The 21,238-nt window shown below is 64.8% G+C and carries 18 protein-coding genes; 9 read left to right on the top strand and 9 right to left on the bottom strand.

Translation table 11 applies throughout. The annotated features are described in order from the left end of the window. The first annotated feature begins 1 nt into the window (after position 1). Positions 2 to 382 (top strand): hypothetical protein, encoded by a 381-nt coding sequence (locus tag ACFVTG_RS00385; RefSeq protein WP_284752299.1) that lies wholly within the window; start codon positions 2 to 4, stop codon positions 380 to 382. 218 nt (positions 383 to 600) lie between these two features. Here ACFVTG_RS00385 and ACFVTG_RS00380 read toward each other — a convergent pair whose 3' ends face one another. Next, complete coding sequence (locus tag ACFVTG_RS00380; RefSeq protein WP_390277123.1) at positions 601 to 5,427, bottom strand: NAD-glutamate dehydrogenase; 4,827 nt, start codon at positions 5,425 to 5,427, stop codon at positions 601 to 603. A 176-nt stretch (positions 5,428 to 5,603) separates the two neighbouring features. Next, positions 5,604 to 5,780: a CsbD family protein gene (locus ACFVTG_RS00375; protein ID WP_059389945.1), complete on the bottom strand. Its 177-nt coding sequence runs from the start codon at positions 5,778 to 5,780 to the stop codon at positions 5,604 to 5,606. Positions 5,781 to 5,926: 146 nt separating this feature from the next. Between ACFVTG_RS00375 and ACFVTG_RS00370 the strand changes: the two genes are divergently transcribed. The 3 genes from ACFVTG_RS00370 (at position 5,927) to ACFVTG_RS00360 (ending at position 8,918) form a co-directional block, all read left to right on the top strand. Beyond that, entirely contained in the window at positions 5,927 to 6,898 is a 972-nt protein-coding gene (locus ACFVTG_RS00370; RefSeq protein WP_390277120.1) for a magnesium transporter CorA family protein, read from the top strand. Positions 6,899 to 6,929: 31 nt separating this feature from the next. Further along, positions 6,930 to 7,514, top strand: coding sequence for a histidine phosphatase family protein (locus ACFVTG_RS00365; RefSeq protein ID WP_390277118.1), 585 nt, complete (start codon positions 6,930 to 6,932; stop codon positions 7,512 to 7,514). Between the two features lie 90 nt (positions 7,515 to 7,604). After that, positions 7,605 to 8,918, top strand: coding sequence for an alkaline phosphatase family protein (locus ACFVTG_RS00360; protein WP_390277115.1), 1,314 nt, complete (start codon positions 7,605 to 7,607; stop codon positions 8,916 to 8,918). 28 nt (positions 8,919 to 8,946) lie between these two features. Here the strand turns inward: ACFVTG_RS00360 and ACFVTG_RS00355 are convergent, their stop codons facing one another. The 7 genes from ACFVTG_RS00355 to ACFVTG_RS00325 form a co-directional block, all read right to left on the bottom strand. Beyond that, entirely contained in the window at positions 8,947 to 10,062 is a 1,116-nt protein-coding gene (locus ACFVTG_RS00355) for an AI-2E family transporter (RefSeq protein ID WP_390277113.1), read from the bottom strand. Between the two features lie 27 nt (positions 10,063 to 10,089). Then, positions 10,090 to 10,290 carry a hypothetical protein gene (locus ACFVTG_RS00350; RefSeq protein ID WP_284752305.1) on the bottom strand — a complete coding sequence of 67 codons (201 nt, stop codon included), beginning with the start codon at positions 10,288 to 10,290 and terminating at the stop codon, positions 10,090 to 10,092. Positions 10,291 to 10,376: 86 nt separating this feature from the next. Beyond that, positions 10,377 to 10,991, bottom strand: a complete 615-nt coding sequence (locus tag ACFVTG_RS00345; protein ID WP_390277111.1) for a TetR/AcrR family transcriptional regulator — start codon at positions 10,989 to 10,991, stop codon at positions 10,377 to 10,379. Between the two features lie 566 nt (positions 10,992 to 11,557). Continuing rightward, a complete protein-coding gene (locus ACFVTG_RS00340; protein ID WP_390277109.1) occupies positions 11,558 to 12,754 on the bottom strand; it encodes an NAD(P)/FAD-dependent oxidoreductase in 1,197 nt (398 codons plus the stop codon). Next, positions 12,751 to 12,945 carry a ferredoxin gene (locus ACFVTG_RS00335; protein WP_284752308.1) on the bottom strand — a complete coding sequence of 65 codons (195 nt, stop codon included), beginning with the start codon at positions 12,943 to 12,945 and terminating at the stop codon, positions 12,751 to 12,753. Before ACFVTG_RS00335 ends, ACFVTG_RS00340 begins: the two co-directional genes overlap by 4 nt. Then, on the bottom strand, positions 12,942 to 14,114 hold the full coding sequence (locus ACFVTG_RS00330; RefSeq protein ID WP_390277106.1) for a cytochrome P450: 1,173 nt from the start codon (positions 14,112 to 14,114) through the stop codon (positions 12,942 to 12,944). Before ACFVTG_RS00330 ends, ACFVTG_RS00335 begins: the two co-directional genes overlap by 4 nt. 38 nt (positions 14,115 to 14,152) lie before the next feature. Next, on the bottom strand, positions 14,153 to 15,880 hold the full coding sequence (locus tag ACFVTG_RS00325) for an MFS transporter (RefSeq protein ID WP_390277104.1): 1,728 nt from the start codon (positions 15,878 to 15,880) through the stop codon (positions 14,153 to 14,155). A 222-nt stretch (positions 15,881 to 16,102) separates the two neighbouring features. Between ACFVTG_RS00325 and ACFVTG_RS00320 the strand changes: the two genes are divergently transcribed. From ACFVTG_RS00320 to ACFVTG_RS00300, 5 genes are all read left to right on the top strand, one after another. Next, entirely contained in the window at positions 16,103 to 17,113 is a 1,011-nt protein-coding gene (locus ACFVTG_RS00320; RefSeq protein WP_390277101.1) for a phosphotriesterase, read from the top strand. A gap of 46 nt (positions 17,114 to 17,159) precedes the next feature. Next, a complete protein-coding gene (locus ACFVTG_RS00315) occupies positions 17,160 to 18,113 on the top strand; it encodes a phosphotriesterase (protein WP_390277098.1) in 954 nt (317 codons plus the stop codon). Between the two features lie 78 nt (positions 18,114 to 18,191). After that, a complete protein-coding gene (locus ACFVTG_RS00310; RefSeq protein ID WP_390277096.1) occupies positions 18,192 to 19,349 on the top strand; it encodes an FAD-dependent oxidoreductase in 1,158 nt (385 codons plus the stop codon). 5 nt (positions 19,350 to 19,354) lie between these two features. Further along, entirely contained in the window at positions 19,355 to 20,287 is a 933-nt protein-coding gene (locus tag ACFVTG_RS00305) for an alpha/beta hydrolase (RefSeq protein WP_390277094.1), read from the top strand. Next, positions 20,284 to 21,237: an MBL fold metallo-hydrolase gene (locus ACFVTG_RS00300; protein ID WP_390277091.1), complete on the top strand. Its 954-nt coding sequence runs from the start codon at positions 20,284 to 20,286 to the stop codon at positions 21,235 to 21,237. The genes ACFVTG_RS00305 and ACFVTG_RS00300 overlap by 4 nt, the downstream gene beginning before the upstream one ends. The last annotated feature ends 1 nt before the right edge of the window (position 21,238 follow it).

The raw sequence follows: 21,238 nt of genomic DNA, 5'->3' as shown, positions 1-21,238 counted from the left end.
CGTGGACGGTCGCGTAGCCTGGCCCGGAGCTGTCCCGCTCCTGCCCGGACCCGTCGGCGACGAGCCCGGCGCAGAGGACGCAACCGGCGCAAACGAGGCAGCATGTTGCGCGGCCGCACCGTTGATCGGTCGTGCCACAGCAGCGGGCGAAGGAGAAGTCACCGGAACACCGAAAGCGGCCGGCGTCGAAGGCGCAGGCAATCGGCCCCCGCCGGTCGGGAGCCCGTCCGCGTTGGAAGGCGGAGTCGATGGGGATGACGGAAGACCACGGGCTGCCGGAGTGGCCGGTGGCGCCAAGGGCTTCACTGCGGCCGGCAGGGGCAGGAACGGCGCCGCAACATTGGGCCCTCCCATGAACGCAACCAGCAGGAGGACGACATAGCCTCCTGCGAGCACAAGGGCTCCGAGCCCAATAAGCTTGAGCCTCTGCAGGCGCCGGCCTGAGGCGTCGACGAAGACAGGCCCACGCGGCGACGCGGATCCAGGCTGATCGGACGTTTCATTAAAAGCTGCCATCGGGCACCAACCTTAGAGGATTCGCATCCCGTAGCCCAAAAAGCGTCTTGTGCGACGATCCCCCGGGTTCAAGGTTCAAAACGGCTAGCGCTTCGCCAGCGTTCGCAGGAGTTTCAGGGCCACGGAGATCGACGCGAGGTCTACTTGCCCGGGTTTGGTGACCTCCACAAAGGTGTCCTTGATCCTTCCCAGCTGCTCCTGGCGTCCACTCTCCCACTCCACGATGCGGTCCACGGCAGAGGCGCCGGAGGCCCCGCTCGCCCGGGTCGTCCGCATGACGGAAATGGTGATGTCGACGACGGCGGAATAGGCGTCGTCGCGCAGGGCTGCACGAGCCAGGGCTTCCCACCGGCTTTGCCGCGGCAGGTCAGTGATGCGCAGCAACAGCGTTCCCACACCGATCCAATGAATGACCGTGTGGTACATGTCGGCGATGGTGGTGAGGGGTTCATCCACTTGCTCCGCCACCAGCGAGATGTCCAGGAGGGAGAAGCTCTCGAGCAAATCGGAGGCGCGCCGCCCCAGATCACCCGGCATCCCGACGTCGTTCCAATGCGCCAGCCGTTGCTCGGCGCGGTCAAGGTCCGAGCCGCGCAGAAATTCCGTGGTCCGGGTCCGTAGCAGGTCCAGGGTCGGCCCGATCCTCCTCAGGGCTTCCGCGATGGCTTGGTCCCGATGATCGTGTGTCACGTACCACCGGGTTGCCCGGTCGAGGAGCCTGCGCAGTGGAAGGGCCACCGCAGCGGCGTGTTCGCTGGGAAACCCGGGAGGCAGGCTTGCGATCCTGTCCACGAACCGCTGCAGCTCATAAGCCTCGCGGACCACCACGAAAGCCCTGGCCACGGCCGCCGCAGTTGCCGTAGTCTCCTCGATGGCTCGGAAGGCGAACGTGATCCCTCCAAGGTTGATCATGTCGTTGGCCACCACCGTGCAGATGATCTGCCGACGCAGCGGGTGGGAGTCCAGTTCAGCATCAAAGCGCTCGGACAACTGGCGTGGAAAGTAGCCACGGAGGACCCGCTTGAACCAGGGATCGTCGGCGAGGTCGCTGGCGGTCAGCTCCCTCGCCAGCTCGATCTTCGCGTAGGCGGCTAGCACCGACAGCTCCGGCGAGGTCAGTCCAGTGCCTGCCCGCAGCCTGTCTTGGAGTTGTTCCGTGCTCGGCAGGGCCTCCAGGCCGCGGTCCAAGTCCGCCGCGTCCTCCAGCCAGTCCATGATCCGTTCAAAACCAGGACTCAGCTCCGGCGCCAAGTGCCGGTCGTTGAAAAGGAGGACGTTCTGGTCCGTGTTGTTTGCCAGGACCAGGCGGCTCACTTCATCGGTCAGGGAATGCAGGAAGCCCGCACGTTCCCCAGACCCCGTTTTCCCTGCCGCAATCATCCGGTCAACGAAGATCTTGATGTTGACCTCGTGGTCCGAACAGTCCACGCCGGCCGAATTGTCTATCGCATCGGTGTTGAGGAGGACACCGGCGAGTGCCGCCTCAATCCGGCCGCGCTGCGTGAACCCCAGGTTCCCGCCCTCGGCCACGATCCGGGTCCTCAGCTCGTTGCCGTTGACCCTGATGGCGTCGTTGGCTTTGTCGCCGACGTCGGTGTGGTCCTCGGTGGAGGCTTTGACGTATGTTCCGATTCCCCCGTTGTAGAGCAGGTCCACGGGCGCCCGGAGAATGGCCTGCATCAGCGCGTGGGGAGGCAGCGAAGCCGTCCCCGGCTCCAGGCCGAGGGCAGTCCGGACCTGCTCCGTGATCCCGATGGCTTTGGCCCGGCGGGAATGGACACCCCCGCCTTCGCTGATCAGCGAAGGATCGTAGTCGGCCCAGGACGAACGGGGAAGACCGAAGAGACGCCTGCGTTCTTCGAAGGACGTTGCCGCGTCAGGACTCGGATCAAGAAAGATGTCCCGATGGTCGAAAGCCGCCACCAGACGGATGTGCGGCGAGAGCAGCATCGCGTTTCCGAACACGTCCCCGCTCATGTCTCCGATGCCGGCCACAGTGAAGTCTTCGCTCTGTGAATCCATGCCGAGCTCGCTGAAATGGTGTTTCGCGGATTCCCATGCACCGCGGGCCGTGATGCCCATCTGCTTGTGGTCATATCCCACGGATCCCCCGGACGCGAACGCGTCGCCGAGCCAAAAGCCGTACTCCCGGGCCACGGAATTGGCTGAGTCTGAAAATGACGCTGTTCCCTTGTCAGCTGCAACCACCAAGTAATAGTCATCGCCGTCATGGCGCACCACGCCGGCCGGGGGCACCACCGACTCTCCCCTGGATGAGGCGAGCAGATTGTCAGTGATGTCCAGCATGCCCTTGACGAAGATCCGATAGCACTCCAGGCCCTCAGCGAGCCATGCCTCCCGGTCCATTGCCGGGTCGGGCAGCCGCTTGGGATAGAAACCTCCTTTTGCTCCTGTGGGCACAATGACGGAGTTCTTCACGTTTTGTGCCTTGACCAGTCCCAGGACCTCGGTCCGGAAATCCTCGCTTCGGTCAGACCACCGCAAACCCCCGCGCGCCAGGGTTCCGAAGCGCAGGTGAACGCCTTCCACCCGCGGCGAGTACACCCAGATCTCGTACTTCGGGCGCGGAAACGGGGCACCTGCAATCGCGGCGGGATTGAGTTTGAAGCTCAAGTGGGCCTTGTCCAGGAAGTAGTTGGTCCGCGTTGTGGCTTCGACGAGGTTCATGAACGTGCGCAGCAGCCGGTCCGCGTCGAGGACCGGGACGTCGTCGATCGCGGCCAGCAACTCCTTTTTGGCATCAGCAATGTTCCTGCCGCGGTCAGGCTCGTCCAGTCCCGGATCGAACTTCGCTTGGAACAGGGCAAGGAGCGCGCGTGTTGCCCGGACGTTGCTGATCAGCGTGTCCGCGATGAATCCGTACGAGTTGGTGGTCCCCAGCTGCTGGAGGTATTTCGCGTAACTTCTCAGGATTGCGGCCTGCCGCCACGCAAGCCGTTCCCGGATGACGAGTGCGTCGATCCGGTCGGATTCGATGTCCCCCCGCATTGCCGCCGTGAAGGCATCCGCGAGCAGTCCGCTGGTTCCCTCGGGGTCAACGCCGCCAGGAAACTTCACGCCGAGGTCGTAAAGAAACAGCTCCTGGCCACCCCGCCGAAGCTCGAAAGGCCGCTGGTCCAGCACTTCGAGCCCGAAGTTGTGCAGGAAGGGCAGGATCTGAGTCAGGCTCCTGGGCCTTGTCAGGTAGAGGCGGATCCGGGCGTCCTCGACGAGCGTGCCCGGCGCACCCTTCCTGGCGTACACCGTGAGCAGCGGATCCCCGTATGGCCTGCCCCCTGCTCCGTCCAGGTCGAAGGTCTCGAAGTTGACGATGTCCCCGAGCGCGGCCTCCGCCTCGTAAACGGCGCGATAACCGGCGGGAAAGGCGTCGGACCAGAGCCCGGCGAGCCTTGCGGCCTCCGCCGCCGGGAAGCGGTCCCGGACCGCGTCGTCGAGCCCGTCCGACCATGAGCGGGTAGCGGCTATCAGGCGCCGCTCGAGTTGGGAAGGGTCGACGACGGCGGCCCTGGACGCCGCGGCGTCGGGCGTGGCACCTACATGGATCCGGAAGAACACCCGGGCCATGGGCGACTCGGTCAGACGGACCTCGAAATCGACTGCGTCCGCCTTGAACGCGCGCCTGAGTTCTTCCTCCATCAACAGCCGGACAGCGGTGCTGTAACGGTGGCGCGGGAAGAAGACGAGTGCGGACACGAACCGTCCATGGCTGTCAGGTCGAAGGAACACGCGGATCCGCTGCAGCACCTCGGCACGAAGAATTTCGCCCGCCAGGCGCGCGAGCTCATCCGCTTCAACGTGGAACAGTTCGTCCCGCGGAAAAGTCTCCAGGATAGCCATCAGGTCCCTGGTTTGGTGCGATCGGGGCGTAAACCCCAGTCTTTCGCTGACTGCCTGGACTTTCTCGCGGATTACCGGAATCCGGCGGACCGATTGGTGCGTGGCGCCGGGCGTGAACAACCCCACAAAGCGTCGTTCGCCGGTGGTCCGGCCGGCCGCATCGAACATTTGCAGGCGAACTTCGTCGAGGTACGAGCGCCTCAGGACGGTGGATCGCACCTCCGAGGTGGAGAGGGCGAGTGCCCGTGACCCTGGGATACCGGGTGCGCGTGGCCCAGCGCTTCCGGAGGCGTCCCCCTGTATCCGCCGCAGCAGACCCAGCCCGGCGCCTTGCCGTTCGACGAGCATGTCCTGGCCGCCCGCCGTCGTGAGTTCGCCTTCGGTGTACCCGAGAAACAGGAAGTTTCCGTCGTCGAGCCAGAGGAGCAGTTCCCTGAGCTGTTTCGGTGGCGGCGCCACATCGCGCGGGAACCCGTCCACCGAGGCGACGGCTTCGGCGAGCTTGCCACGGATGGCGGATCCGTCGCGGGTGGCAACCCGGACATCATCCAGCACTCTCTGCAGGTTATCCGTCAGTCGCCTCACGGCAGCCGCATCGGGCAGCCTGCCGATCTCCGCGGCAATCCAGACCTCGGTTTCCCCGGCCTCCGGAGGGGTTTCGCCCTCCATGGACGTTTCAAGGCGGACTTCCAGTAGCTCGTGGGACACCGGGTCGCGAAGCACCCTAAAGCTGGGATGAACCAGCAGATTGATGGACGTGTCGTCGCGGGTGAGCTCCGCCGTGACGGAGTGGACCAGATACGGGATGTCGTCCGTCACGACTGCGACGATGCTGGCATCCAATTCGGTCAAGATCCCGACGGCGGCTTGCCCGGGCGCGCGCGACGACGCCACTTTCAGATGGTGCGCGGCCCGCGCACGGAGTGTCTCGGGACTGTAGCTTCGCAGATCCTCCGGGGGCACCTGGGCAAAGTATTCGGCCACGAAAGCTTCGCTGGGCTCAAGGGAAGCTACTGACTTCGCCTGCTCCGCCGGCACCGATTCGCGTGTCATGTCACCGCGCCTCCACTGCGGGTGCCACTCGCAAACTGGGGTTGACGATCCAGCCCTCCGCGCCTCCCTTCATCATGGCTGGCCGTAATGACCCCGTCCAGATGCTCGAACAAAGTATCGGGACATGACGCGGGCGCGGGCCGCACGGCCCGCGCCCTGCTGTCGGCGTCGGAGGACTAGTGCTTCCTGAAGGCGCCTTTGATCTTTTCGCCTGCCAGCTTCAGATCGGCCCTGACCTGACGGGACTTGCCCTCAGCCTTCAGCCGGTCATTGCCGGTGGCCTCGCCGGCCGCTTCCGTGGCCTTGCCGTGGAATTTCCCGGCAGCGTGATGGATCCTCTCACCCCAACCCATGATGGCTCTCCTTAGTCGGCGGCCCGCGGCAGGACACCGCGCGGCCGCACTTAAATTGTAGGGACGGAAGCGCGGCAAAGACACGTCCCGGCAGGGAAGCCTTGCCACTCAGGAAGCACGGATTAGGGTCCCGTACCATGGGGCGGATGGTGTTCATACGGCTATACCGCGAAGGCAAACTCGAACGCGACGATGTCCGGGCCCACGAAATCGAAGCCCTGGCCCGCCAGGATGACGTGGTGCTGTGGATCGACTACACGGACCCGACGGCGGATGACCTGCTCGGCGTCGAAACCGTGTACGGGCTCCACCGCCTCGCCGTCGAGGACGCCGTCCACGACTTCCAGCGGCCCAAACTGGACCGGTACCCGAACCACCTGTTCCTCTCGGCGTACCAAGCGGCGTTGCAGCCAGGCACCGGCGAACTGGCCGTCGTCGAAATCTCGGCGTTCGTGACCCACAACGCCCTCGTGACAGTGCACGGGACAGGGTTCGACACCGACAAGCTGACGGCGCACTGGGACGCGGAAACCGACCTCGCCCAACACGGCGTGCCTTTCCTCTTCTGGGGCCTGCTGGACATGATCGTCGACGGGCACTTCGACGCCGTCCAGGAACTCGATGGCTACATCGACGCCCTCGAGGAGTCGCTCTTCGATGACCACTCCCCCGACCATGACCTGCAGCGGAAGACCTTCGAACTCCGCAAGAACCTCGTCCGGCTCCGCCGCGTCGTCCTGCCCATGCGTGAAGTCCTCAACACCCTCCTCCGGCGGGAGGACCTGGTCGGCTGCAGCCCGGCGATGCAGCCCTTCCTGCAGGACGTCTACGACCACGTGCTGCGTGCCACGGAATGGACGGAATCCCTCCGCGATCTGGTCACCACCATCCTGGAAACCCACATCAGCATCCAGGGGAACCAGATGAACCTCGTCATGAAGAAGGTGACCAGCTGGGCCGCGATTATCGCCGTCCCCACTGCCGTGACCGGTTTTTTCGGTCAGAACGTGCCCTTCTTCGGCTTCCAGAGCGATTACGGCCTCTGGCTATCCAGCGCACTCATGGCCGGCGGTTCAATATTCCTGTACTTGGCATTCAAGAAGCGGGACTGGATCTAGCCAGGGGTCCTCCCAAGGCAGAATGGAAGGCATGCCCCTTACTACCTTCGCCCTCGTCCGCCACGGTCAGACAGACTGGAATGCCCAGCGCCGGCTGCAGGGATCCACCGACATTCCGCTGAACGACGTCGGCCGTGGGCAAGCGCGTGACGCCGTCGCCGTCCTGTCCGGTCACGAGTGGGACGTCGTCGTTTCCTCACCGTTGAGCCGGGCCGCGGAAACCGCCGAGCTGATCGCTGCAGGGTTGGGGCTGAGCGTGGACCGGCACGTGCCGGAGCTCACCGAGCGACGCTTTGGACCTGCCGAAGGCCTTCATGCAGGACCTGAATTGGACGCGCTGCGCATCCCCGGTGGTTTCCGCGGCGCGGAAACCGAGGACGAGGCAGCCTCCCGTGGGCTAGCCGCACTGGAAGCGCTGGCGGACGAGTTCAGCGGCCGCCGCGTCCTGGTTGTCGCCCACGGAACACTCCTCCGCGTGAGCCTCGGCCGCGCGGTTGGCCGCACTTTGCAAAGCATCGACAACGCCGTGCTCAACCTTGCCCACCACCATCCCGTTGACGGCTGGCAGCTCGAATACTTCAACGGTGAACGCGTCATGGCTACCGTTCCCGGCTGAGAGCAACGAGCCCAAGGCATACCCACCGGCAAGGCGGCGTGGGAGACTGTTCAGCACGGACAGGAACTCTTTTCGAAGGGGATGGTCGCCGTGACGGTAACTGGTCTCAACGCCGTCGACCACATCGTCGTCTTGATGCTTGAAAACCGATCATTCGATCACATGCTCGGATACCTCTATGCCGATTCCGGCAATGTTTCCCCTGCGGGGGACCAGTTCGAGGGCCTGACCGGCACGGAGTCCTGCCCAGGCTCCGATGGCAGTCCGGTTGGAGTCTATCGGCTGACTCCCTCGACCCCCGACCTCTACTTCATGCCGGGCGCCGACCCTGGAGAAGGGTACCGGGCAACGAACGCCCAGCTCTTTGGCAGCGCCGGCGCGCCGAAAGCGGGGGCTGTTCCTTCCATGACCGGTTTTTTAGGCAACTACGCCGGCGCCATCAAGGACAACCTCGCCAAGGGCTGGCACGTGGTGCCGGGCACAACCGAGCACATGATCATGGGCTGCTTCACCCCGCAGACACTGCCTGTGTTGTCGGCGATGGCGAAGGGATTCGCCGTCTGTGACGCCTGGTTCGCGTCGGCTCCCACGATGACGATGCCTAACCGGGCCTTCGCCTGCGCCGGCACCAGCCAGGGCAACTTGGATGACAAGGCCAAGCGGTTCACCGTGCCGAGTATCTTCGGGCACCTCGGCAACCATGGCATCCCGTGGACGATCTATGGCGAAACCAGGTCACCCCTGACCAAACTCGACTTCGACGACACGCGGCACGCTCCGGCGTCGAACATTGGCCTGTTCACGGACTTCCAAGCCGACGCGGCGGCCGGGCGGCTCCCCGCATACGCCTTCCTCGAACCGTCCTGGTCCTCGACAGGCAACAGCGAGCACCCCAACTACAACGTCGCGCTCGGAGAGCAGTTCCTGCTGGACGCCTATCGCGCCGTGCGCGATGGTCCGGCCTGGGACTCCACCCTGCTCATCGTCACGTATGACGAACACGGCGGCTGCTACGACCACGTCGCCCCGCCGTGGGGCGCAACGCCACCGGACGATACCCCCGGGGAATTCGGTTTCGATTTCACCCGGTTCGGAGTGCGGGTGCCAACGGTACTGATGAGTCCGCTCATCCCCGCTGGTACCGTCTTTAGGGCCCCTGGACCTGTCCCGCTCGATCACACGAGCGTCCTTGCGACCATCGAACATCGTTGGAATCTGCCGGCCCTCACCCGACGCGATGCCGCGGCACCCGACGTCGGCGGGGCCTTGAGCCTCGCCGTCCCTCGCACCGACGACCCCCTCGCGGACGTTCAGGCACCTAGTCCACCGCCGACCATGCGGGCACTCGCAGAACAACCGTCCCACCTGCAACAACTGCACGACGAGCTTCTCGCGCAACCGTAGGACCGAGCTTTGGCTGTGTGAGTCCTATTCAGGCCACGGTTCCGTCGGCGGCGTCGATGGCGGCGGGCGCCGTGTCGCCTCGCCCGGTCCACGTCTTGATGGCAGTCCAAGCAACGGCGGCGGTCGGTACGGCCAGTAGGGCACCGATAATGCCTGCGAGCATCGTGCCGATGGCCAAAGCCAGCAAAATGGCCAGTCCATGAATGCTCAGGACCTTGCCCATCAAAACGGGTTGGAGGAAATGGTGCTCAAGCTGGTTGGCCGCTACGAGGACAGCGAGGACGATGAGGGACGTCACCGGACCGTTAGAGATCAGGGCGACACCCACAGCCAGGGTACCTGCCGCAGTGGAACCAATGATCGGAATGAAGCCGCCGATAAACACAAAAACACCCAGGGGCAGGGCAAGCGGGACACCGAGGATGGCCAGGACTGTCCCGATGATCACGCCGTTCACTGCTGCGATCAGAGCCGTGCCGCGGACATAGCCTCCCAAAACGGTGGCGCTTCTTTCCGCCGTGAGATGCGCCTTCCCGCGGTGAGCCGCCGGAAGGAATCCGAAGAGGAAAGTCCTGATCTTTTCGCCGTCCTTGAGGAAGAAGAACAAGATCACGACCATAAGAACCAAGCCGGCCAGGATTTCACCGACGGTACGGGCCCCGGTGAGCGCTTCCGCACCGAAGCTACTGCTCGTGAAGAAACGCTGGATGGAATCGGCCACGGAGCGGATCTGCTCGTCGCTGACCCTGAAAGGTCCGTTGTTCAGGAATTGGTGCAATTGGTCGATGCCGGCAGTGAATTTCACGGCAAGCTCCTTGGATTGCGCCCTGATAAGGAAGACGATTCCGGTGATAACTCCGCCGAAGACTGCGAGGATCCCCACGAACGATGCTGCGACGGCGAGGGCCCGGGGCCACCGGCGGGCTGTCAGCCAACGCACTAGAGGCGAGATCGCAGAGGCAAGAATGAGCGCGATCGTGACCGGGATCATGACGAGCGGCACAGTGGTCATCGCCCACACAATCACCGAGACCAGGGTGATGACCAGGAGCATCTGCGCTGAACGGATCCCGGCCCGGCCAAGGCCGTCGGACCAGATCGCCGACATCGTGGGTTTGTTCGGCGAATTGTTGCTTTCAGTCATTGGATTCCTCCATTGGCCCAGTGGATTTCACGTCGGGGTCACGACGTCCTCCAGCATTGCCCTGTCGAAGAATCGAATCTCTCCTGTTGCCTGGAAAAACACGGGAACTACCGACGTGTTCGCGTCCTTCGACGTTTCATAGATCTCCGGCGCGCTGCCGTGTTTTCGCGCAATGGTTCCAACCATCTCGGTGCCACGAACCCGGACGGTTCGATACTTGTAGCTCATGTGGACCCCTATCGTCAGTCAAGGCAAACGCTACTCCTGTGAGGCACAGTCGGCAGCTGAGCCGCGACCAACTGCGTTGGGCTGGATTATCCTTCGTCGCAGAGCAAGTGGTACCAGCTGTCGGCCAGCACCTCAAGCGCGTGGTCGCGGTTTGGCTCGAGCTTGCGGCGAGTCCAGAGCGTCGCGACGTAGTCCAGCTGGGTGAAGGCGAGTGTTCCGCGGATGTGGTGCGTTTCCTCAGGGAAGCGGCCAGCCTGTTGCATGCCGCGGACGATGTCGGAGATGACTTCCTCGTGCCATCCCTCCACCAACGTCCGCACTTCGCGATCGACCGCGGCGGCCTCGTCGAGCACATCGAGGTACGGACGGAAGACCGGCCAGAGCGCAGCGCGCGACTCTAGCCACGCAAGGATTCCCGGCAGTTTGCCCTCCCGCACCACGTCGACGAGCTCGACGGCGGTCGACGCCCTGTCGGGACCATCCGCGCGGTCGAGCACGGCGTTGACACGCGCCATGAAGTCCCTCATCAGGTCACTGCGCGAGGGGTAGTAGGCGTAAAAGGTCACCCTGGTGGTGCCGGCAGCGGCGGCGATCTCGTCGATCGTGGTGGCGGCGTAGCCCTTCTCGGTGAAGAGTTCGAGCGCCCGTTCGACGATCATGTCGCGGGTCAGCTGCTTCTGGGCTTCTCGCAACGACGACATGGGTCAATCCTAACCGTGGTGTTCGGCAATTGTGCGGAGGAGTCGCAAAGGATGCGCGTCGCCCAGTGGCCTGACATGCCGTAAAGATGGGCACGCGTCCTCGTGGATGGCCGTGTATGTGAGCGAGGGTCCGGGTTTATGGCCGTGTATGTGAGCGAGGGTCCGGGTGGATGGCCGTATACGTGAGCCAGGGTCCGGGTGGATGTGCCGGCGCTGCTCGGTCAGTGCCCGACGGCGGCAGTCCCTTTGCGCCGTCGTCCTGCCATTGCGCCTGCCCTCCCCGGACGCTCGCTCACTTTTGGGGGGTTTCCGGCCGACGCTCGCTCACAAGATCTGAGCGAGGGTCCTGGGATTTGGCCGTGTATGTGAGCGGGCGTCCGGGTGGATGTGCCGGCGCTGCTCGGTCAGTGCCCGACGGCGGCAGTCCCCTTGTGCCGTCGTCCTGCCATGGCGCCTGCCCTCCCCGGACGCTCGCTCACTTTTGGGGTGTTTCCGGCCGACGCCCGCTCAGATGATCTGAGCGAGGGTCCTGGGATTTGGCCGTATATGTGAGCGAGGGTCCGGGTTTATGGGCCGGCGTCGGCCAGCCGCCGCAATTTCGGGACCGGAATCCGGTAGTTGATCGCCGCCGCGGTCCCGGAGCCGTCCTTGTCCTCCCAGCGCAAGAGCATCGAGTCGCTGTCCTCCCCCGGCTCGCAGTAGTCCGGTGCGCCGACCACGGGCGTGAATCCGACCGACTTGAGCGACAGGCCGAAAGCCTCGGTCCAGAAGTACGGCTGGAAAGTGAACTCGGGCGCCGAGTCACCCTTGAGCAGCCCGACGGCGGCCACCTTCGCCTGGTCGATGGCGCTCGTCCAGAGGGGCACCCGCCTCACCCCGCGACTGCTCGGGAAGAACGCGACGTCGCCGGCGGCGACGATATCCGGCCGAAGCCGGCCGCGGGAGTCGACCCGCAGCGCCCCATCGACGAGGAGCCGGGTTTCAGCCAACCAGTCCGTGTTCGGTTCGTCGCCGACGGCGGTGACCACCAGATCCGCCTCAAGCTCGGTGCCGTCGGCCAAGACAACCTGCGTCCCGGCGTCGGACTCCACTAGGCGGGCTTTCCCCCCGACAACCACTCGTAGGCCCTGCCGGATGGCGGCGGAGGTGAACATGTCCGCGAGGTGGCCGCCGAGCTGGCGCGAGAGGGGCTTGGCGTCGGAGACGAGCGTGACTTCGCAGCCAACGTGCAGGCAACCCGAGGCAACCTCCATTCCGAGCGGCCCGCCGCCGATCACAACCACCGAGGGACGCGATGCGAGGCGTTCCTTGAGCAGGATCGCATCCTCAATGGTGCGCAGTGTGAGCTCCCGGGAGGAGCCGTTCCTTTGCGCTCCCGCCGTGAGGTGCTTCGCCCGGGAACCGGAGGCGATGACGAGGCCGTCGTACGGCAGTTCATCGCCTCCGTCCAGATGAACCAGCCGGGCGTCGACGTCCAGTCCCGTGGCGCTGACGCCGAGCATCTCGCTCGCTTCGTGGCCCGGCTCGGGAAGTTGGTGCGCCTGGAGGGCGCCGGCGCTGCTCCCGCCAACCCCGCTCCCGCTAACCCCGCTCCCCCTAACATCGTGCAGCAGCGCCTTCGACAGGGCGGGACGGCTGTACGGTTGGTGGCGCTCGGCGCCGACCACCGTCAACTCGCCGTCGAAGCCCGCCGAACGCAGCGTGTCGCAGGCGGTGAGCCCGGCGATCCCGTTGCCAACCACCACAATCCTGCGCAAGGTCATGCCGCAGCCAATCGGAGCGCCGCTACCGGGCAAACCCTGACCGCCGCCTGGGCGGCATCAAGCCCGGCCCCATCCACATCCGGCACATCGATGACCAATTCGCCGTCGTCATTCAGGTGCATCAGCGCGGGCGCGGCTTCTTCGCACAGGCCGTGGCCTTCGCAGCGGGGACGGTCCAGTTCGATCCTCATGCCGCCACCACCTTTTCAACCTGGAGCACCTCGAAGCTCCGCGTAATATTGCTCGGCTCGCGGACCTCATCGGAGAGGGTCAGGGTCTTCACCCTGCGGGCAAGTGCTTCGATGATCGCATGCGCCTCGAGTTTCGCGAGCCCCTGGCCGGCGCAGCCGTGCGGTCCGTAACCGAAGGAAAGGTGGTCCACAGGATTGCGTTTCACATCGAAGGTGTCGGGATTCGCGTAGTGGCGCGGGTCCCGGTTGCCGGCACCGAAGAGGATGCCGACCTGGGCACCTGAGGGAATCGTAACTCCTTCGATTTCCACATCGCGGGTTGCTTCGCGTCCCCAGATGTGGACCGGTGCCCAGTAGCGCAGCACTTCGGCGAACGCGGCGGGAACCAGTTCGGGGTTCTCCCGGACCAGCTCGAACTGGTCGGGGTGGCGGCCGAACAGCGCGACGATGTTGCCGATGGAGGCAATGGTCGTGTCGACGCCGGCTCCGAGGTACTGGTGGATGATGTGGCCCGCGGAACCGTTAGGGATGTCGCCGCGGGTCTCGGCGTCGAAGATGCCACGGCCGATGGAGCCGGGAGTGAGGTCGTCCGCGGTGACGGAGGAGCACCAGCCGTACAGCTCGCCGGCGATCGGGAAGCTCTCCTGGGTGCGCTGGTTCAGCGGGCCGATCACTTGCATCGCGGCCTGGCCCCAGCGCAGCATGTTGTCCTTGACGTGACCGCTGAAGCCGATCAGGTCGGCGACGATTTCGATCGGGAAGGCCCGGGCCAGGGCATCGATGGCCTCGAAGCTGCCACTGGTGGCCAGTTCCGCGACAAGCTTGTCGGCCTTTTCGTCGATGACGACTTTGAGGCCGCGAAGGGCCCGGGGGGTGAGGTTCTGTGACAGCGTGGCGCGGAGCTGCGTGTGGATCGGCGGGTCGGAGGCAAGGGAGGTGCCCTGCAGTGCCTCGTTGACCATCGGGTTGAATCCGATGCTGGTGGACGAGAATGCCTCCGGATCGCCGAGCGCATTGCGGATGCCGTCGTATCGCGTCAGGACGTACAGCTCGTTCTTCGGAAGGTGGACCACGGAAGCCTGCTCGCGGAGCGCGGCATATGTGGGGTAGGGGTCAACGAGGATGTCGTCATCCCAGATGTCGATGTCTGACTCGATGGGTGCAGTCACAGTGTTCTCCTTGCGGATAGTAGGGGTGGAGGCGTCCGTCAGTCGATGACGGCGGCCTCGGTGCTTGCTTCGGTGGTCTCCGCAACCGTGTCTGCGGTAGGTGCCGAGGACCGTGCGGAGATGAACAAGGTGAGAACGGCGGAGAGGGTCGCCGCGATGCCCGCGGAGAGGTAGACGGTTTGGAAGCCCTGGCCGAGGGAGGTCCCGGCGACCCCCTGGATGTGCGGCTTGGCGGCGGTGAGGGCCTTGACCATGCCGTCGACGGCCTGGGCGGGTGCGCCGCCTGCCGCTGCCTGGCCGGAGAATTGGGCGACGACGCCGTCCCAGCCTGAGAGGAAGCCCAGCGGCGGCACATGGGCCAGTCCGGCCACGGCATCTGCGGGCAAGCCGGCCGCGCCGAGGATCCCGGCGAGGGGACCCGCGAAGACTGTGGCTCCAATGGCGAAGGCGATGGCCGAGCCGATGACGGGGCCGAGGGCGAAGCCGAGGTCGCGCAGGAGGTTCGTCGTGGCTGACGCCATGCCGATTTGCTGGGCCGGGACGGTGTTGATGGCCACGGCGGTAACGGAGCCGACCGTGAGGGCGAATCCGATACCCAGTACGAGCAGCGGTGGAATGAACGCCGTCCACGGGGTGCCGCCGAAGGTCTCCGGAGTGCCGAGGGTGAAGGTCGAGAGCCAGAAACCGGAAACGGCCATGAAAGCGAAGCCCGCTGTGAGGACCCAGCGCGGAGCGACGTGGTGGATGAGCCACCCGACAACCGGGATGAAGGCGAATGCCGGGCCCTGGATGAAGACGAATAGAACTCCGACCTTCCAGGTCTCGGCCAGGGCCAGCCCGCTGACGGCGACGCTCGTGCTGAAGCAGATCGCGAGGAAAGCGAACATCCCTGTGACCGCCACAATCCCGGTGATCGAGTAGGAGCTGTTCTTGAACAGCGAGAGGTGGATCAGTGGCTCCGCGGTGCGTGACTCGATGACGACGAAAGCAAACAGCAGGACTCCGCCGGCGATGTAGCTTGCGATAACCTGCGCGCTGCCGAAGCCGGCGTCGACCGCCGTCACCGTGGCGTAAAGGACGGCAATGAGGCCGACGGCGAGAGTGAGCTGGCCGGGCATGTCCACTTTGCGCCCCTCGGCGGCTGCGGAATCTTTCGCCCGGACCGCGATGAGAAGAACGACGACGGCAACAGCGGCCGCAATCAAATAGGCCGCACGCCAGCCACTGAAGGCGTTCGGGGCGCCTGGGCCACCGCCGGGCACCGTGAAGAACTGCGCAGTGAACCCGGCAAGCATCGGGGAAATCACCGCGCCCAGTGACAGGAACCCTGCCCAGGTGGCGATGACCTTCGCCCGGGCGCGGTGGTCGGGGGTGATCGCCGCGATCATGGAAAGCGAAATGGGAAAGAGTATGCCCGCCCCTATGCCGCCGATGGCCTGCGCGACGATCATCACGCCGGTGGAGGGCGCCATCGCGGCCATGACCGAGCCGATGATGCTGACGGCAGCGCCGACATAGAGCAGCTTCCTGCGCCCGAACATATCGCCCAGGAGTCCCCAGCTGAGCTCGAACACCACAATGCCCATCAGGAACATGCCCGCGATCCAGGTCAGGCCGGCGCCCGAGGTATGGAATTCCACGGCAAAGGTGCCGCTGAGGGCCCCTGGCAACGCGTTGGTGATCTGCGCGAGGGTGACAGCGCTGTAGGCGGCCACGAAAGTGGCCCGTACAGAGCCGCGGCTCGCTACCGAAATGGTCTGACTCATCGATGAAACTCCCTTGTTTCTGTTCGATCTGGTTCATGGGGACTGTATGAGACAGTGTGGAGTTAATTCTTACAGTCTGTCAAGGAAGATTCATAAGTATAAATTTCTTGACAGCATGTAAAGGAAAGTGTGATGCTGGCTGCATCGCAACGGAGCGACGGCACGGTCACACTCCGCGGCGTCCCTGCATTCAACATCCGATCTTCAAGGGAGAAGACCCCCGTGAGTCACACCACCCCCACCGGCACCGCCGACGTGATGGATGCCCCCGCCGGGCAAACCGTCAACACGGTCCTGGGCCCCGTACCTGCTTCTGAACTGGGCGTTGTTGCGGTCCATGAAGCCTTGTTGTCGGTGCTCCCGGGCGCCCAGTACGCTCCCGACATCTCGATGGACCGGGCGGAGATCTTCGAGGCCCTGGCTGCGAAACTCACGGAGTTCCGCGGGCACGGCGGGCAAACGATCGTCGACAGCACCGGCATGTTCCACGGCCGTGACCTCAAACTCTACGAGGCACTCTCCCGCTCCACCGGCGTCCACATCGTGGCGTCCACGGGCCTGGGCCCGGAGGAAGAACTCGGCGGGTACTTCCTGACCCCCCAGACCAACCCGCCCACTCCCTGGCCGGCCGAAAAGTTCGCTGACCTCTTCGGCAGGGAGGTCACTGAGGGAATGGTGGTCCCCCGGCTCGAGCGCCGCGCCGCCGCAGGCATCGTGGCTGCCATCGCCGACCGTGCCGGGATGACCCCCACCGAGGAAAGCCTGTTCCGCGGCTCCGCCCGCGCCGCTAGGGACACAGGTATTCCGGTCTCCATCCGCTTCGGCGCCGACGCCTTGCACGACTTGGACATCGTCCTGGATGAACAGATCGGGGCCGAGCGGGTGCTTGTCGGTGACCTGGACCGCAAGGACGCCGCCGGAACGGCCATTGAGGTGGCCCGCCGCGGAGCATTCGTCGGCATCGACCACGTGGGCTTGAACGACCATCCGGGCTACCTCAGCGACCAGGAACGCACTGCACTGGTACTCGAACTCGTCAGCGCCGGCCACGCCGACAAGATCATCCTCTCGGGCAACTCAATCGGAGTGGCCAAGGGCCTCCCGGAGTACGAACTGCCGTACAGCCACGTGGTGGCCACGTTCGTGCCCCACCTCAAGACCCAGGGCCTGAGCGACGAAGACGCCCAACGCATCCTCGTGGACAATCCGCGCAATCTCCTGACCGTGCGCTAAGCACCCGCCCACCCGCAACAAGCTTGAGAACCCCTGAGGTGAACGAATGACCAAGGTCAATACAGTGCTGGGAACCATTCCGGCCGAAGAACTGGAAATCGTGGCGGTCCACGAACACATCGGCTACGGCATGCCCGGGTCCGAACTCGACACCAAATGGTGGAAGACCCCGGAACAGGCCTATGAAGAAACCGTGCCGAAGCTGCGGAAGTTCCGCGAATACGGCGGCGGCACGTTAGTGGACGCCACGGGTATTTGCAACGGCCGCGACGTCGACTACTACAAGTCCCTGTCCCGGAAGACCGGGGTGCACATTGTGGCCTGCACCGGGTTCGTCGGCGGCGACACCGCCCTGCCGCATTTCTCCCGCGCCACCGTGGACTACCTCGCGAAAGTGTTCATCCACGAGATCACCGTGGGGATCGGAAACACCGGCGCCAAAGCCGGCGTCATCAAGGTAGGCGTGAGCCGCGGTGGCCGGATGACAGAGCTGGACAAACGCATCTACCGGGCAGCGGCCCGCGCCGCCGTCGTCACCGGCGCACCGATCCTGACGCACCTGGCCATCGATCCCGAGCCGGCGGTTTCCATCTTCAACGAAGAGGGCCTCTCCCTCGACCGTGTGCTCTTCGGCCACGCCGACGACGGACTGAACGCTCCGATCACCCCGCACGACTGGATCTATGCACAGGGCGGACGCATCGGCTTCGATACCTTCGGCTACGACCTCGAGCTTCCGGATCCCCCGTTCTGGGGCCGCAAGCGCGCCGAACGCATGCAGCACTTCGTGAACCTCGTGAAAAAGGGCTACGCGGACAAGCTCCTCGTTTCGGCAGACGCGAATTGCAGCCCGCTGGGCTGGCCGGGCGTCAAGGGCCACACCATCAACTACATCTTCGAGGACATGATTCCCGACATGAGCGCGGCGGGAATCGACGACGCCACCCTCAAACTCCTCCTCGAAGACAACCCGGCCGATTTCCTGTCGCTGGACGCCTGACGTCGGGCAGGCACCCCAAGCTACCGCTTCTCCAGCCTTGGCGTCGGCCAAGGAAGAGTCCAGAAAGTGATCCAAGCAATGAAATCTAAAGACATCAAGAACCTCAATATCTCCATCATCGGCGCAGGGTATGGGGGCGCAGCTGCGGCCAAGGCGCTCAGCCTGCTCGGTGCGAACGTCAACGTGTACGAGCAAGCGTCGCAGATGCGGGAGGTCGGCGCCGGCATTGGATTGCGTCCCGCCACCATGGACCGTTTCAGCAAGTGGGGGATCTTCGATGCGATCGCCAAGGTCAGTTCGCCGAGCGACTACTTCGAAATCCTCACGGCCAGCGGTGAACCGATCTTGAAGGACACGTGGCCGGAGTTCGGCGGACAGGCCCACACGTACCTCATCCACCGGGGCGACTTCATCGAGGCCTTGCTCGGCGTGCTCCCGAAGGGAATGGTGCACCTGGGCCACAAGCTCGAGAAGATCGAGGAAATGGACGGCCGTTCCGTGCTGAGCTTCACGAACGGCAATACCGTCGAGGCAGACCTCGTGGTGGGTGCCGACGGTATCAAATCCGTGGTCCGTGAGCAGCTCTTCAGCGACAAAGGCCCCGTGTTCTCCGGAGAACACGCCTACCGTGTGGTCATTTCCGCCGACGACGCCCACGGCCTGGTGGTTGACGACAACCTACGGATGTACATCGGCAAGGGCACCAAGGTCTACCTGTTGCCGCTTCGCCACCGGAACCAGGTGTCCTTCGACATCACTGCCCTGAACCCGGACGGTACCTGGGCGCCGAAGGTGTGCAAGGAAAGCCTCCTGGAAACCGTCAGCGGATTCGACGAGCGCATCGTGAACATCACGAGGGGTCTCGACATGAACGCGGTCAACGTCCGCGCCGTCTACGACATCGACCCGGTCGACTCGTGGCACACCGACTCCGTGGTGCTTGTGGGCGATGCGGCGCACTCCATGTTGCACCACCAGGGACAAGGCGCAAACTCGGCCATTGAGGACGCAGGTGCACTCGCCGACGCGCTCACCCAGGCCGCCACGGTCAAGGAGGCGCTGGCCCTGTTCCAGGCAACCCGCAAGCCGGTGACGGACGAGCTGCAGCGCATCTCCCGCCAAGGCTGGAGCGAGAAAGAGGTCAACGATGTCTTCCCCGGTCAGAAGCCCACGTCCCAGAAGCCCACGTCCCAAAAGCCCACGAGCGCAACCGCAGCAGCAGAAGCGAGGGCCTGAACGCCATGGCCATCCATCCGGAAATCGCCAAAATCCTGGCCACCTTGCCAGCACCCGATGGTTCGCCCTTGGACGCTCGAGCCATGCGTGCCGGCGAAGCAGCCCAGGTCCCGCCGCTGGCGGACCGGCTACCGCTGTACTCGGTCGAAGACGCCACGGCTGTCACGTCGTCGGGCGAGGTGCCGGTGCGGATCTACACGCCGATGAAGGCCGACTCCTACGGCCTGCTGGTGTACTTCCACGGCGGCGCCTTCTTCTTGGGCAGCCTGGACACCCACGACCACGTGGCACGGGCACTGGCAAAGGAAACCGGCCACAAGGTCATCTCGGTGGGCTACCGCTTGGCTCCCGAGGCCGCATTCCCTGCAGGGCTTGACGACTGCTACGGCGTGGTCCGCTGGGCGGCCGGGAAGGGCGGAAACCTGAAGTGGCACGGGAAGAACCTCGCCATCGCCGGTGATAGCTCTGGAGGCAACTTCGTTGCCGCCGTCGCCGCGAAAGCCCTCGACGACGGGTTCAAGCGGATCACCCACCAGGTCCTGTTCTACCCGTCGCTGGACCTGGATTTCGACGTCGAGCGTTACCCCTCACTGCGCGAAAACGCCGAAGGGTACGGGCTGGAGACGGCGGGCCTCAAACCCTTCAACTCGTTCTACCTTGAGAACGGGGCCGACCCTGCAGACCCCCGTGTCTCCCCCATCAAGCGGGAAGATCTCGCCGGGCTGCCGGCAGCGCTGGTCATCACCGCCGAGCACGATCCCCTCCGGGACGAGGGCGAACTCTATGGCCGGCGCTTGGCGGAGGCCGGCGTCGAGACAAAAGTGACCCGCTACCCCGGCGCCAACCACGGTTTTGTCCAGCACTTCTCCTGGATCCCGGAGCTCTACCGGGCATTCGAGGAGACGGGCGAATTCCTGAACGCGAGGACCGGCCAATGACGAAGCCGCTTGCTGTACATCCCCTCGTCTCGCCGTGGGGCCGCTTCGGCCTCTACAGCTTCTTCATCGACGCCGCCGAACCGGCCATCGTCGACACGGGGATCGCATCCTCCCCCGCCGAAGGCATGGTGCCGGCACTGGAGGCAATCGGACGCCGGATCGAAGACGTCCGCTGGATCCTGCTGACCCATGGACACATCGACCACATTGGCGGCGCCTACGCCCTGTGGGAGCTCACCGGACGGCGCGCCCAAGTGGTCATTCATGAGGCCGACGCACCGTTCTTGCGCTCGCGCCGGGCCCATGTGGACGAATACCTTTCCGGGCGGGCGCAGTATCTGCAGGATCCCGACGGCGAGGCGAAGCTCACCGCGGCCACGAATGCCGTGATCTCGGGCGAGATGGAGCCGACGCTGCTGGTGCGGGGAGGCGAGAGCATCTCGCTGGGCGGCGGCGCCACGGTTTCGGTCCATTCGATTCCGGGCCACACCCCTGGGTCTGTGGCATACGTCCTCGACGGGCAGAATGGGGTGTTCGTCGGCGACGCGGTCCAAATCCACGGCGCGGCAAACGGCTTTCCGGGGTTCTTGGACCCGGTCGCCTACCGCTCGAGCCTTGAGTACCTGCGGGATGAGGTCCGTCCACGGCACATGTACCTGGGGCACCCGTACCGCCGCACGGACGGCACGCCCTACGGCGTGGAGCTCGACGCCGGACAGGCAAGGGAAGCGCTCCAAGGGAGCCTGGACGTCGAGGCCCGTGTCAGCAATGCGGCCGGCGGTTGCCTGGCCTCCGGCTTGCAGGACACAGACTCGCCCTACTCCCCTTTCACCCGCGTGGCCGAGGACCTTGGATACGACGGGGACCCCACGCTGGAGCCTTCCCCGTTCTTCACCACCCTCCACGGGTACCGCACGTCGCTGGACCATTTGATCGAAGACGAGGAGTAAA

It is taken from the genome of Arthrobacter sp. NPDC058127 (genome assembly GCF_042884555.1).
GTDB lineage: Bacteria > Actinomycetota > Actinomycetes > Actinomycetales > Micrococcaceae > Arthrobacter.
This window is presented reverse-complemented; position numbering and strand designations above follow the sequence as displayed.